Origin of the sequence: Flavobacterium sp. UGB4466 (genome assembly GCF_903469665.1) — a bacterium.
GTDB lineage: Bacteria > Bacteroidota > Bacteroidia > Flavobacteriales > Flavobacteriaceae > Flavobacterium > Flavobacterium lipolyticum.
The window spans coordinates 1-14,189 of sequence record NZ_CAGKLC010000103.1; the positions used below are offsets into that span (position 1 = coordinate 1).

13 protein-coding genes and 1 tRNA gene are annotated in these 14,189 nt (G+C 36.2%); 4 read left to right on the top strand and 10 right to left on the bottom strand.

Going from position 1 to position 14,189, the window contains the following annotated elements:
• Nucleotides 1-26: 26 nt before the first annotated feature.
• The gene (locus JO950_RS18410) at nt 27-1,391 is read left to right on the top strand and encodes a saccharopine dehydrogenase family protein (RefSeq protein WP_070906025.1); all 1,365 of its coding nucleotides are present in this window, start codon (nt 27-29) and stop codon (nt 1,389-1,391) included.
• A gap of 271 nt (nt 1,392-1,662) precedes the next feature.
• Here the strand turns inward: JO950_RS18410 and JO950_RS18415 are convergent, their stop codons facing one another.
• The 4 genes from JO950_RS18415 to JO950_RS18430 form a co-directional block, all read right to left on the bottom strand.
• Nucleotides 1,663-2,886, bottom strand: a complete 1,224-nt coding sequence (locus JO950_RS18415; RefSeq protein WP_202703947.1) for a M56 family metallopeptidase — start codon at nt 2,884-2,886, stop codon at nt 1,663-1,665.
• Complete coding sequence (locus JO950_RS18420) at nt 2,883-3,254, bottom strand: BlaI/MecI/CopY family transcriptional regulator (protein ID WP_017494735.1); 372 nt, start codon at nt 3,252-3,254, stop codon at nt 2,883-2,885. The genes JO950_RS18415 and JO950_RS18420 overlap by 4 nt, the downstream gene beginning before the upstream one ends.
• A 140-nt stretch (nt 3,255-3,394) precedes the next feature.
• Entirely contained in the window at nt 3,395-3,817 is a 423-nt protein-coding gene (locus tag JO950_RS18425; protein WP_202703948.1) for a hypothetical protein, read from the bottom strand.
• A 380-nt stretch (nt 3,818-4,197) separates the two neighbouring features.
• Complete coding sequence (locus tag JO950_RS18430; RefSeq protein ID WP_017494733.1) at nt 4,198-5,586, bottom strand: dipeptidase; 1,389 nt, start codon at nt 5,584-5,586, stop codon at nt 4,198-4,200.
• Nucleotides 5,587-5,706: 120 nt separating this feature from the next.
• On the opposite strand from JO950_RS18430, the gene JO950_RS18435 reads away from it, so the two are divergent.
• Nucleotides 5,707-5,788, top strand: a tRNA-Leu gene (locus JO950_RS18435).
• Nucleotides 5,789-6,068: 280 nt separating this feature from the next.
• Nucleotides 6,069-6,878, top strand: coding sequence for a hypothetical protein (locus JO950_RS18440; protein ID WP_202703949.1), 810 nt, complete (start codon nt 6,069-6,071; stop codon nt 6,876-6,878).
• Between the two features lie 401 nt (nt 6,879-7,279).
• On the opposite strand, the gene JO950_RS18445 is transcribed toward JO950_RS18440, so the two are convergent.
• Entirely contained in the window at nt 7,280-7,513 is a 234-nt protein-coding gene (locus JO950_RS18445) for a hypothetical protein (protein ID WP_202703950.1), read from the bottom strand.
• 79 nt (nt 7,514-7,592) lie between these two features.
• Here JO950_RS18445 and JO950_RS18450 point away from each other — a divergent pair, with 79 nt between their 5' ends.
• Entirely contained in the window at nt 7,593-7,823 is a 231-nt protein-coding gene (locus tag JO950_RS18450; protein WP_202703951.1) for a helix-turn-helix domain-containing protein, read from the top strand.
• Between the two features lie 319 nt (nt 7,824-8,142).
• Here the strand turns inward: JO950_RS18450 and JO950_RS18455 are convergent, their stop codons facing one another.
• The 5 genes from JO950_RS18455 to JO950_RS18475 all read right to left on the bottom strand — a co-directional run bounded on the left by JO950_RS18455 (nt 8,143) and on the right by JO950_RS18475 (nt 13,978).
• A complete protein-coding gene (locus tag JO950_RS18455; RefSeq protein WP_237732388.1) occupies nt 8,143-9,741 on the bottom strand; it encodes an MFS transporter in 1,599 nt (532 codons plus the stop codon).
• The gene (locus JO950_RS18460) at nt 9,728-10,777 is read right to left on the bottom strand and encodes an HlyD family secretion protein (RefSeq protein ID WP_202703952.1); all 1,050 of its coding nucleotides are present in this window, start codon (nt 10,775-10,777) and stop codon (nt 9,728-9,730) included. The genes JO950_RS18455 and JO950_RS18460 overlap by 14 nt, the downstream gene beginning before the upstream one ends.
• Nucleotides 10,778-10,916: 139 nt before the next feature.
• Nucleotides 10,917-12,272 (bottom strand): TolC family protein, encoded by a 1,356-nt coding sequence (locus tag JO950_RS18465; protein WP_202703953.1) that lies wholly within the window; start codon nt 12,270-12,272, stop codon nt 10,917-10,919.
• 263 nt (nt 12,273-12,535) lie between these two features.
• Nucleotides 12,536-13,357 carry an AraC family transcriptional regulator gene (locus JO950_RS18470; protein WP_017494712.1) on the bottom strand — a complete coding sequence of 274 codons (822 nt, stop codon included), beginning with the start codon at nt 13,355-13,357 and terminating at the stop codon, nt 12,536-12,538.
• A gap of 375 nt (nt 13,358-13,732) precedes the next feature.
• Nucleotides 13,733-13,978: a GIY-YIG nuclease family protein gene (locus JO950_RS18475; RefSeq protein ID WP_202703954.1), complete on the bottom strand. Its 246-nt coding sequence runs from the start codon at nt 13,976-13,978 to the stop codon at nt 13,733-13,735.
• Between the last annotated feature and the right edge of the window lie 211 nt (nt 13,979-14,189).

Genomic DNA, 14,189 nt, shown 5'->3' on the forward strand with positions numbered 1-14,189 from the left:
ATATATTTGTGTTATAAATATAAAATATGAGAAGCATTTTAATCATTGGAGCCGGCAGATCTGCATCGTCCTTAATTCGTTATTTATTGGCAAAATCAGAAAGCGAAAACCTACACCTCGTTGTAGCAGATCTTTCTTTGGCCCTAGCCGAAAAGAAAACACAGAAACATCCTAATGCCACTCCAATTGCTTTAAATATTTTTGATACTGAAGAACGAAAAGCAGCCATCGAAAAAGCTTCTATAGTAATCTCGATGCTGCCTGCTCATTTACATATCGAAATCGCAAAAGATTGTCTTGAATTCAAAAAACACCTGGTTACCGCTTCTTATATCAGTGATGCCATGCAGGCTCTTGACGAAGAAGCAAAGAAAAACAATCTGGTTTTCATGAACGAAATCGGGCTTGATCCTGGGATCGATCACATGAGTGCCATGAAAGTTATTGACGAAATCAGAGCCAAAGGTGGAAAAATGCTGCTTTTTGAATCGTTTTGCGGCGGCTTAGTAGCTCCTGAATCCGACAATAATTTATGGAATTATAAATTTACCTGGGCTCCCCGAAATGTAGTTCTGGCCGGGCAGGGTGGTGCTGCAAAATTCATTCAGGAAGGCACTTATAAATACATTCCGTACAGCGCCTTATTTCGTCGTACCGAATTTCTGGAAGTCGAAGGCTACGGAAAATTTGAAGCCTATTCCAATCGCGATTCTCTTAAATATAAATCGGTTTACGGTTTAGACAATGTCCTGACTTTGTATCGCGGAACCATTAGAAGAGTTGGCTTCTCGAAAGCATGGAATATGTTTGTACAATTGGGCATGACAGACGACAGCTACATCATGGAAGATTCTGAGAACATGAGTTACCGTCAATTCGTAAATTCTTTTTTACCGTATCACCCAACCGATTCGGCAGAAATCAAAACCCGTCTGATCTTAAAAATTGATCAGGACGACATTATGTGGGACAAACTTTTAGAGCTTGATCTTTTTAATCCAAACAAAAAAGTAAACCTGCCTAATGCCACTCCTGCACAGATATTAGAAAAAATATTATCCGACAGCTGGTCTTTAGAACCAGATGATAAAGACATGATTGTCATGTACCATAAATTTGGTTATGAGCTCAATGGAGAGAAAAAACAAATTGACTCCAAAATGGTTTGTATTGGAGACGACCAAACTTATACCGCCATGGCAAAAACTGTGGGGTTGCCGGTTGCAATGGCAACGCTGTTAATTTTAAATGGAAAAATCACAACTCCCGGCGTACAGCTTCCGATAAAAAAAGAAGTATACCTGCCTATTTTAAACGAGTTAGAAGAATATGGGGTTATTTTTAACGAACAAAAAATGCCCTATTTTGGATATAATCCGGATTTGTTCTAAGATCTGGATTGTTTGTTTTTTAGAATTTTTTTTTTTAGTTTTTTATTTTATCCGCTTTCAGGTTCTGGAAGCGGATTTTTTTTGAAAAGGTGCGAGGTACAGAAAAACAAAATTCAAATCCTAAACTTATTTGGCTAAAGCCACTCACCTCATTATTCAAACCTCCAGCTAAAGCTGGAGGCTATTCTATTCAAAAGAAAATCTTTAACTCCTTTACCCCTCTGCACCTTTGAACCTTTGTACCTTTGAACCTCTGTCCCTTTAAAAAAACCTATTTCTCAGCCTGAACTGTAATTGGCAAACTGTACATCACCCTAACCGCTTTTCCTTTTTGCGTTGCAGCAGTCCATTTTGGCGAAAGCTTCAGGACACGGATAATCTCATTCCCTATCCCATAACCGGAGTCTTTAATTGTTTTAATATCCGAAAGACTACCATCTTTTTCAATAGTGAATTCCATATATGTTTTTCCTTCAATTTTACTTTTTCCAACTGCCGCCGGCATTTTGAAATTCTTCCCTATAAACTTATAAAATGCTGTCATGCCCCCTGGATATTCAGGCAATTTCTCGACATCTTCCAGAACATAAAGATCTTTCTCTTTGATATCGCCTTTGATTGGCGGTTTTTGAGCCATTGTTTTTGTACTAAAAACAAACAATAACAAGGCATAAATTGCACCTACAGTAAATACTTTACACACAATTTTAATCGGAGATTCTTTTTTGGTCATCATAAGTAAACGTTTTTTAGTTATTAAATAATTGATATTGCTCGCCAGAGCAACCGTATTTTTATTGGAAGCAAAATCAAGCAATAAATATTGATAGCTTTTAACCTCTCTAAATCGAACATTTACAGCTTCATCGGCCAGAAATTCATGATTCAGTTTAATTGCTTTTTTATAAAGAATAAGCAACGGATTGAACCAAAAAACAATCTGCAGCAGCTCAATAAAAAGAACATCCAAGGTATGCCTTTGCTTTAAATGTGCGTTTTCGTGTACTATTAATTCTGATGGAATCTTACCATTTTCAAATTCTGTTTTATTAACAAAAATTGATTTCCAGAAAGAGTACGGCAAGCCCCCTTCCTGAACCAGTACGATCTTTTGTCCATTTACAAACTGTATCTCATTGCTCTGTGTTTTCTTAAAAAATGAAATAAAATTCCATACAAAGCGAGCCATCAACATACAAAACACAGCACCATAAAGCACTACAATCAAAACCAACAGAAAGTCATTGGCCGAGATTGTATTAAGCCGTCCAGTACTTCTCTCGAGTACCAGTTCATTCAATTGAACCAACCCAATTCTATCTGTAACAAAAGATCCAATCGAGATAATTTGCAACGGAATTACAAAGCTAAAAACCAAACTCACCAGCAAATACGCACGATTAAAACGAAACATTTTTTCGTTTTCCAATACCATTTTATATACTGCATAAAAAATCAAAAGCAGTATTCCCGATTTTAAAAGATAGCTTATCATTTTTTCTTTTTTTGAATCTGTGAATCAATTATTTTTCTGAGTTCTTCTAATTCCGATGTTGACAAATCGGTTTCCGTTGTAAAAAACGAAGCAAATTGAGAAGCCGAATTATTAAAAAAATTACTAATTAACCCGTTGACATGCTTAGAGAAATAAGCTGTTTTTTTCACTAACGGATAGTATTCTCTTGAATTTCCGAATTCATTATAGGCTACGAATTTTTTGTCAATCATTCGTTTCAAAAGCGTCGCAACTGTTGTTGTTGCCGGTTTTGGCTCCGGATACGCTTCGAGCAAATCTTTCATAAAAGCCTTTTCGAGCTTCCAGAGATGCTCCATTAATTGTTCTTCTGAGTTTGATAATTGCATTTGTTTAAGGTGCTAAGGTTCTGAGTTACTAAGTTGCTGAGTTTTTTTTGCCACGGATTGAAATGATTTCAATGATTCCCCTGCATGCCACACTAATTCTATAATCTTTATTCTATTCTCTTTGTTCTTTGTTCTTCTGTCTACTCCACCATCCGTTCCGAAATCAACTCACCGTTATCGTATTTTTTAACTTCGACTAATTTCCCTTTATCCGAATAAAACTTCCAATCACCAAAATAAAACCAGTGCGTTTCTACCGAATTGACTTCGATTTTTGTTTTTCCTTTGGATTGTAGTTTTCCGTTTTCGTAATAATACTTTACGAGACAGCTTCCATTTTTATATTTCTCTGTTTTATAAATTTTTCCGTTGATATATGATTTCCACTTTTTTATTGGCTGGTCGTGTTTGTAATATTCAAACGATTTATAAACTGTACTGTCTTGCTTGTAATTGTCAATCCAGGTACCTTCCCTTTTCTTATCCACAATCTGATTGATCGGTTTGCTTTTGCATCCTAAAAGCATTACTCCACAAAATAACAAGAATACCAGTTGTCTCATTTGATTATTTTCATTCTACAATTATAGATGTTGTTCTACAAATGTAGAGTTATTTTTTTAATATGCAAGATTTTTTTTTGAAAGGTGCTGAGATTCTAAGATACTAAGGTTCTGAGGGTTTATTTTTTGAGGTTCAAAGTGGTAAAGGTTCAGAGGTGCAGAGAGACAAAATCTGAATTGCCGCCAGCTTTAGCTGGAGATTAAAGAAATACAGGCATTTATTGGCTTTAGCCGAAAGCCCATCCGCCACGGCAGAAACACCCATAAAAAAATCCGTTCATTTCTGAACGGATTTTACATCTTAAGATTTAACTTTTACGTCTTAGCGAACCAAAAAAACAGCGAACTTAGCGTAAATCGTTGCGTTCTTTGCGGTTAAATTACTTCGAAAGCTCTACAAAATATTTGTAAAACAACGGAATAGTCTCAATTCCTTTTAAGTAATTGAAGATTCCAAAATGCTCGTTTGGCGAGTGAATGGCATCACTGTCTAATCCGAAGCCCATTAAAATGGTTTTACTTTTTAGTTCTTTTTCAAACAAAGCTACAATCGGAATACTACCTCCTGAACGAACCGGAATTGCAGGCACTCCAAAAGTCTCTGTATAGGCTTTGTTGGCCGCCTGATATCCAATACTGTCAATTGGCGTTACATAACCCTGACCTCCGTGGTGTGGCGTTACTTTTACCGTAACTCCCGCCGGAGCAATGTTTGTAAAATGCTTAGTGAAAAGTTCTGTGATTTCTTCCCAATCCTGACCCGGAACCAAACGCATCGAGATCTTAGCAAAAGCCTTACTCGCGATAACCGTTTTAGCCCCTTCACCGGTATATCCACCCCAGATTCCGTTTACATCTAAAGTTGGACGAATAGAGTTGCGCTCATTCGTTACATATCCTTTTTCACCGTAAACATCGTTTAGATTTAAGGCTTTCTTATATTTTTCTAAGCTGAAAGGCGCTTTTGCCATTTCGGCTCTTTCTTCAAGAGATAATTCCTGTACTTTATCGTAGAACCCAGGAATCGTAATATGATTGTCTTCGTCGTGAAGCGCAGCAATCATTTTGGCTAGAATATTAATTGGGTTCGCTACAGCTCCACCATATAAACCGGAATGTAAATCACGATTTGGTCCTGTAACTTCAACCTCAACATAACTCAAACCTCTTAAACCTGTCGTGATTGATGGTTGTTGATTCGAAATCATTCCTGTATCAGAAATTAAGATCACGTCGTTTTTCAGTTTTTCCTGATTGCGTTCTACAAACCACGCTAAACTTGCTGAACCTACTTCTTCTTCCCCTTCGATCATGAATTTTACATTACAAGGCAATACATTGTTCTGAACCATGTATTCCAACGCTTTTACGTGCATGTACATCTGACCTTTGTCGTCACAGGCACCACGAGCGAAGATCGCTCCCTCAGGATGAATCTCTGTCGTTTTGATCACAGGCTCAAAAGGTGGTGAAGTCCATAATTCTAATGGATCTGGCGGTTGAACATCATAATGTCCGTAAACCAGAACCGTTGGTAAATTTGGATCGATTATTTTCTCTCCATAAATAATTGGGTACCCCGGAGTGTCGCAAGTTTCGACAAAATCGCAGCCTGCTTTCGATAAACTTTCTTTTACTGCTTCGGCAGTATCAATAACATCTTGGGAGTATGCAGTGTCGGCACTTACCGACGGAATCTTTAATAATTCGATCAATTCATTGATAAACCGATCTTTATGTTGTTGAACGTAGGACTTAATATTTTCCATTTAAATTATTTTTATAGAAATCCAAAAGTACAAAAAAGAGAATTAATATTTTTTTCGAAATTTTTCATTTTTTTTCTTTGAATATTCGAAAGTATGTCTATCTTTGCACCCACAATAGCCGCGGATATGGTGAAATTGGTAGACATGCCAGACTTAGGATCTGGTGCCGCAAGGCGTGTAGGTTCGAGTCCTATTATCCGCACCGAAAAAAAGCTTCTGAGAAATCAGAAGCTTTTTTGTTTTTAAAAATATCCCCCTCTAAAAGCGATCAGGTGCAAAATACCTATCGATAAAAAAGTAATTTCTATCTGAAAACTTTACGACTTTACTTTATCAAAATAAACACTAAGCATCCTATATTTAATACACAAACCGATGTAAAATACATAAGTGTATCATCATCTCATTTTTTATACTTTTTAATTAAAAAAAATCTTACTTTCGCAAACACTTATTAACCTTAACTTTAAAACTTTTTTTTTATGAATCTACAGTTACTCAACACTAAGAGAATTATTAATCTTACGAAAAAGACTTTTTTACCTGCTATCGCTTTAATTATAGTTTTTACAAGCTGTGACAATGATAACCAAATCGAAGACACGAATAAACAAGTTAATTCAGAAAACCAAATTAAAATTTTAGCTGAAACTTATGGCTTCACTTTAGAAAACTCAAATACTAAGAAACCAAACTATAAGAAACCAAACTATAATACATCAAATTCACAAGAATTAGAAGTTATACTAAAATCACTTAAAACTAATTTTGAGAGTTCTAAAATAATAAGCTCAAATGACATTTCTAAGGAAGACAATTTAGGGTCGCAGAAATGGAGAAAAATACTATATGATAATTTAAAAAACAATCAGACAAGTAAAAACACCTCGACTAACGACGATCCTCCATACAAATATTCTTCTACACTATACTTTGACAATAGTTTTCCCGCAGCAAATATTGCTGTAAGAATCGATTACAATTTAGACGCTAATGGAAATGTTACCGAATCTTCCGTAACAACCTACAAATATGGCTATGATATGGCAGGGGATTACTCTCAGACAGCAGTAAACATAACCTCCTATGGTAATATGATAGTTTTTGAAGCGATTGGTCAATTTTCAACTTCAGTCGGCTTAGGTTCTTTTAGCCTTAATAGTACAAATTCTGTATCATATACAGGATATATTAAAACAAATAGAGGAGGAAGCCCTACATTGCAAATTTGGCAAGAACCATACATGGGACCACGTGGGAATGACGATCAAAACACACCTAGAAACCAATAATTTTCTTTTATGAATAAGAATCAGAACCGAATAAGATTATTCCTGAGAATAACTGGCACATTCTCAATAATAATCTTTTTTGTTTCAAAAGCACTTGAAATAGACAACAAATTCACTGACTACCTATTGATTTTAAGCGTACTATGCTTTTCAATAATTATACTATGCGCCTTAATAAAGTATTTAAAAAATAATTACTTTGTTAAATAAATCAGATCACAATACCCCCTATATCTTTCTAAATTTACGTCTCAAATTAATCTCAATGACGGAGAATCTAGAGGTAGTAAAGAATTCTTAAATACTCTCAAAAATGCAAAAGTCTCTACATTATGAGATTTTTGCATTTTTTTAGTTTATCTCTTCACAAAAATAAAGACCCTTAAAGCATAATTTTCTTTTCACTCCACATCCAAATAAGGATCTAAAATCTCCGCTAATTTATTCAGCCAATAAAAATTATCATCGATATAAGGTAATTCAGATTCCATGGTTTCGCACCCTCGCATGGAAGATAGCGACAGCGCATAATTTACCTGTCGTAACATTCTCGCCATATCTTTAGGTTCGATAAAATCCTTAAAAAAATCTCTTAATCTAGTTTCAACATCATTCGAAACACCTTCTGTAGCCATAATCTTATTTTTTTCAAATATAATAATTTTGACACAAATTTGTGTCAAAACAAAAAATAAATCTTATGACTTTTGAAATATGGATATTTCAGAAGAAACTTTTATAATAAATCTTGGCATTCACATAAAGCAACTACGTGAAAAAAAAGGTATCTCACAGGAAGATTTAGCTAACGATTGTGATATTCCAAGAAATCAAATAGGCCGAATAGAAAGAGCAGAAATAAATACAGGTATAAGAACTCTTGTAAAAATCGCCAATGCTTTAGATATTGAACCTAAAGAATTGTTTGATTTTCCTTTAAAATAAAGATCATTCGGCTAAAGCCTTTTCCTTCAAATCATAAAAAAACCTCCAGCTAAAGCAGGAGGCTATTTGTATCATTTATTATTTTTCACGTACAGCTTGTCCTTTCGAGGAACGAGACTCGAGCGATAGCGAACAGGCGAAGCAAATCGCACTTGTAACTCAACAAAGATTGGCGACAATTGGAGCGGAGTTTCTTGTGTGATTCCTCCTCCGTCGGAATGACAAGATTGCGTAGAAACTTTGCGCAAAAAAACCCATAACTCACAACTCACAACTCATAACTCACAACTCATAACTCATAACTCATAACTCAAAACCCTTAGCCTATCCAGATTTTACTTTTCACCAAAGTCATCGTTTGTCTTAAATGCTGATTGCAGGCAATGAGAAAGATCAAAACCAAAAGACTATAGCCCATAATGGTATAAATCTCCATATCGGCCAGTAAAGTGGCTTGTTTGGTAACGGTTCCGAAGATCTTTTTCATGGCTAAAACATTGGCATTGTCTGCCGAATATCCTTTGGCGATAAAACTCTGTGTTGTTGCGGCAATCGTTTGCTGTGCTTCGGGGTTATCGCCTGTTACAAACTGACTGAGTTTTAAAAAGTGTTTTTTGTTTAAAAATACGGTCGCATTCTGCATCACGCAAAAACCAATGGTACTTCCCCAAAAACGTCCCGAGACCCCCACAATTCCAGAAGAAGCCGCCATTTTTGAAGGAACCGAAGAAGTCGTAAACAATATTAACGGAACAAATAAAAATCCCACTCCAATGCCTTGCAAAACATACGGAATGATAATATCCGACAACGCCACATCGGGCACAAAAAGAAACGTAAACCAAAAATGAAACAACGCAATAAGCGAAAAGCCAATGATAAAAATGATTTTGGTCGAAACGGACCTCATCAGAAAAAAAGCCGCCAGAACAAGTCCGATTACATTTCCTAGTCCGTTAATGTATTGCACGCCCGCTACACGCGACGGATCCCAATTCCAAATTGAATACATCGCCGAGTGACAAAGGCTCAGCGTTGCCCTGCTGATGTAGAAAAGGAAGAACAATAAAAAACCAATGCGCAGATTAGCATATTTAAAAACTTCAAAATTAAAAGTAGGTCTTTTTACCAAAAGCTCCTTAAAGATAAACAACCCTCCCGAAATCAGTGCAACGATAAGCGTAAGCACCATTTGAGAAGAATCGAACCAATATTTTTTCTCGGCATAGACAAAAAAGTAAGCACCGCAAAGAATTGCAGTTAAAACCAAAAAATAACTCATCCAGTCGATTTGATACAACGGGATTTTCTTTGTGATTCGGTGCCCACGAAAAGTAACTAAGATTAAAAAAACGTTCAAAACCTGTAATCCGCCGGAGACATACAGCATATATTTCCAGTCGTAATGATCCAGAAACCAAACCGCAATATTCATTATAAAAGGCGTCGACAACAACAACGCTCCATAATAAAACGAAAAACCAATGATGATGGCACTTTTAGAATTGAACTGCTCGATCAACAATTGTCGAATCGTAATTACCGGAAGCGCCATCAAAATTCCTTCGGCAATTCTCATAATTAAAAAAAGCGAAAAATTGGTAATATAGGCCGAGGAAATAATCGTAATTCCAATCAAGGAATATACCGCCATTAGGTAATTTTTGGCAGGGAAAAAACTAGAAAACCTCGCTTCGATTAAAATGGTCGCGAGCAGCGTCCCGTAAGTAACACACATAGCAAACTGCAGGTCTTCGGGTTCAATATCGAGAAAACTTGCCGCATAGGTCACATTTGACGTATAAACCCCCAATAAAATCATAGAATGCAGAAGACAGACAAACAAAATGATAATGATCGCCCACTTTGGAACCCAGGATTTAAAAATACTTTTATCTTCCATTCTAGTGTGCTGCAATCACAGTAATATTCATTCCCGCTCTTAAAAAATCGGTTTGTTTGTCGTTATCCTTTAACTGAATTCGAACCGGAATTCTTTGTTCGATTTTCACGAAGTTTCCGGTTGCATTATCCGGAGGAAGTAATGAAAATCTTGCTCCGCTCGCAGGCGATAATGACGCAATTGTTCCTATAAATGTTTTATCACTTACCGCATCGGCTTTGATTTCGACATGCTGCCCAACGGTTAGATATTGCAATTGCGTTTCTTTAAAATTGGCCGTAATCCATTTTTCCTTACTTACTATCGAAAGCAGAGACTGACCTTCTTTCACCAATTGTCCGGGCTGTAAAGTTCTTTTCCCAATCCATCCATCGTAAGGCGCTGTAATTATGGTATACGAAAGAAATAAAGCCGCATTATCTGCCGTGGCTTGTCTCGAAGCGATATTGGTTTGTGTGGTTGGCACATTTGCTTCAGCCACCGAAGTACTTAAAGCCGAAGTATGGATTCTGTTTTTCATCTCCTGAAAATGCGCTTGTGCCGACTCGTAATCTGCCTTCACTTTTTCTAATTGCTGAGAAGTCGCCGCTTCTTCACTTACCAAAGCTCTGTATCTTTCGTACTCTAGTTTGGTTTTCCAAAGATTCGATTTTGCAGCATCTAATTGCGCCTCATTAATAGCCGTCGCACTTGCTGTGTTTACCGCATTTTTCTCGGCAACCAGGCTATTTTGTCTTGCGTTCTGAACATCGGCAAGAGCCACATTCAATTTCGATTGATATTCTCTGTTATCAATAACAACCAAAGTATCTCCCTTGTGCACAAACTGATTTTCATTAAAACGAACTTCCTGCACATAACCCGTAATTCTCGACATAATTGGCGTTACATATTGCTCGACCTGAGCATCATTAGTCTCCTCATGATTCCTGTTGAAAACATAAAACCAAATTCCCAAAATAACACCGCTAATTACAAGCACACACGCAATAATTGTTATTATAATATGAAACGTTCTGTTTCTTCTAGTTTCATTTTTAATCTTAACCATAAAATCTATTTCTTTTAACTTAATTCTCCACCGGATTAAAATCCGGCGCTACCATATAAATCGTTTCTTCGGAACTAAAACCCCAAACTCTATACTCTATATTCTACACTCTATACTCTATACTCTTCACATCTAACACCTAACTCTGCGGAAGCATTCCCGCCGTACGCAAGAGTTCGTAATGCTTTAAAATCGCATCCAATCGTGTGGCAACTTTATTATATTTTGCCTGAAGCAAAGCATTGTCGGCATCAACCATTTCGGTAATTAAAACCAGTTGATTCATATATTTCAATTTTACAATACGGTAATTTTCATCGGCCAAATCCAAAGCTTTATCTACTACAACAAACTTTTCAAGAATTTCCTGATACTGTGTATGCTCTCTAAAAAGTTTGTCCTGAATTTCGTCTTTCAGAATCTCAGACTGCATTTCCTGCCATTTGATTTTGGTGTTTGCCTGGTCTATTTTGGTCTTGTTCTTATACAGAGACGAAAGATCGAAAGCAGCCTCAACCCCTACTTGCCCCAGCGTGTACAAATATGGATTGGGTGGAAAGAATTTGTAGTTCGGATAATAAAAACCATAGTTCCCAAAAAAATGAACCGTTGGCAGATAATTCCCTTTAACCAGTTTCAGCTCTGTTTTGCTAATATTCAGCTCCTGACTAGCAATTCGCATCTCCTCATTACTCAAAGCCTTATTCAGATAAAAATCATACGGATCTAAACCGTTCATTTCATCCAAACTGGCCGCCGTATCGATCGCTATTTCTTCGTTTTCCGGAAGTTGAATTAGAGTTTTCAGATCGTGAAGCGCAATTTTTATGTTTTTGGAATTTGTAAGCGCATTTAATTCACGATCCGAAAGCTGTAATTCGGCCCTGATAACTTCATTTTTAGTCACTGCCCCATGTTTTCGAAGCGACTGTACTTCTTTCAATCGGCTTTTCTCTTCTTTGATGTTTTCTTCAAAAATCTTTTGCAGCTCCATCATCTTATAAATTGCCAGATAGTTTGCCACCACTTCGAGTTCGACATCATTTTCGACCTTTTCTGTTTTTATTTTAGCAATTTCACTCTCCTGATTGGCAATTTTGATGGCGTTATTTATTTTATTTCCGGCGTAGATTGGCATTTTAAAAGTCGAATTCACCTCATAGAGTTCCGGAATCGCCTTTGTAACTTCTTTTCCGTTTAAAAACCCGTTTCCTTTGAATTCGGTAATATTAGTGATTCTGGAATACATACCGCTTAGTCGCACATCCGGCAATCGGAGTTCTTTTCTTTCTTTGATATTTTGCTCTGAGAGCGTAACCTCAAGTTGAGATCTGAGGATTTTTTTGTTGTTTTCTTTGGCCAGTTTCAAAGCTTCTTTCAGTGAAACCGAATGAACTTCCTGCGCTTTTATGCCGTTAAATGCTAATACAAGTAAAAATAAGAGCAGGATTTTAGGAAAACAATCGTTCGTAGAATTTGTTGTTTTAAGGAACATGAATACATAAATAATTTAAGCTGCAAAGTTCCTTCATTTTTCTCATTGACTGATAATTCTAAAAAGTCAAAAACATATTCATTTCGGACAAATGTTAAAATCGGATTTTTCGAAAACGTTATATTAAAACACTGGAAAACAATTTATTACAAAATAGATTTGGATTGTGATTTTTCACGCAGCTTTTAAAGAATTTAAGTCGATTTTTATTTTTCCCTCTCGCAGATTCCGCAGATTGAGCAGATTATTAAAGAGTTAAAAATTTACTTTTGCTCCAAAATCTCTTCACCATTTAAGTAATCGGAAGGTCTTTGTCCTAAAATCTTGAAAAATGTGTTACTGAACGTTGGAACACTATTATATCCAACTTCTTCAGCTACCTCTTTCACCGAAAGCTTTCTTTCTAATAACAACTCGATTGCCTTTAAAATTCTTCGAATAGTATAATATTGAATGAAGGACATCCCCAGATCTTTCTGAAACAAGCGATACAAAGAGCGTTCGCTATATCCGAATTCATGTGCTACATCAGCAAACAGAATAGTCTCTCCCAGATTATTCTCGATATGACGTAAAATCTTTCCAAGTCGTTTGTCTTTTGGCTGCGGTAATCCCAAAGGCAAATTGGTAGTACATATTTGAGGCAGAATCGCTTTTATAGCTTTGGCGATGGTAAAGTTTGGAGTTCCTTTCTCAAGATCGCCATTCCATCGATTCGTAAAAAGCATCATTTGAAGCAGTAAATTATTGACCGGATAAATTCCCTCGTTTTTGTAAAACTCGTTTTCGTCTTTTTCAACCGGAAAATAGAGGTTTCGCATCGTAACATTTTCCGACTTCGGTTCAATGCTGTGTTCCACTCCACTCGGAATCCAGATAAAATGACGTGCCGGTAAAAAATAGGTTTTGGTTTCGGTCGTTACAAAAACAACATCTCCTTCAGCATACAATAACTGTGCTTTATCGTGTTTATGTGTAGGTACAAACAACTCCCCCATCAAATCGTGGTGACAGTAAATGCTTTTTTTATCGGCATCTACTTTTTTGATGTAATACTTATCTAATTTCTGACCGGAATATTCCATTGGAGTTTAATGCAATGCTTTTTTACACATTAAATATAAGAAAATTAAATTCCAATTGTTTGAAATTCCAAAGTTGGACCATTAAGACTTAACCGCAAAGTCCACAAAAAGTAAAACGCAAAGTTCGCAAAGCTTAATAGTTAAATTTATCCACATATTACTTAGGATTTAAATCAAAGGAGAATCTTTATAAACTGTGGCTAAAAAAAACTTTGCGAACCTTTCGTAAATCTTAGCGCACTTTGCGGTTAAATACAAAAAAAAAGCCTTTCCATTAAGAAAGGCTTCTTCCAATATTGCGGTCTGGACGGGACTCGAACCCGTCTCGTCCCTAGACGAGATGACAGACATATATTCTAACTGGCCTTACCTTTCTTATTGCTGATCTTGAATTAAAGCTTCAAGCGATTTTCTATTTAACTTTTTCAACCGCAACTCTTCAATCAAAGCCTCTCTTTTAGTATTAAACACCTTCGAGTAAACCAACTCCCATGGACCTTTATTTGAAGTATATCTGCTTTTATTTTCATTATGATACAATAGTCTTTGAGGAATATTTTCACTGAAGCCCTTGTAGTAAACATCAAAAGTTTTAGAATAAATAATATAAACGTAAAACATAAATGAAAATCTTATTTAAAAAAAAAAGCCTTTCCATTAAGAAAGGCATTTTTAAATTTAAGCGGTCTGGACGGGACTCGAACCCGTCTCGTCCCTAGACGAGATGACAGACATATATTCTAACTGGCCTTACCTTCTTATTGCTGATCTTGAATTAAAGCTTCAAGCGATTTTCTATTTAACTTTTTCAACCGCAACTCTTCAATCAAAG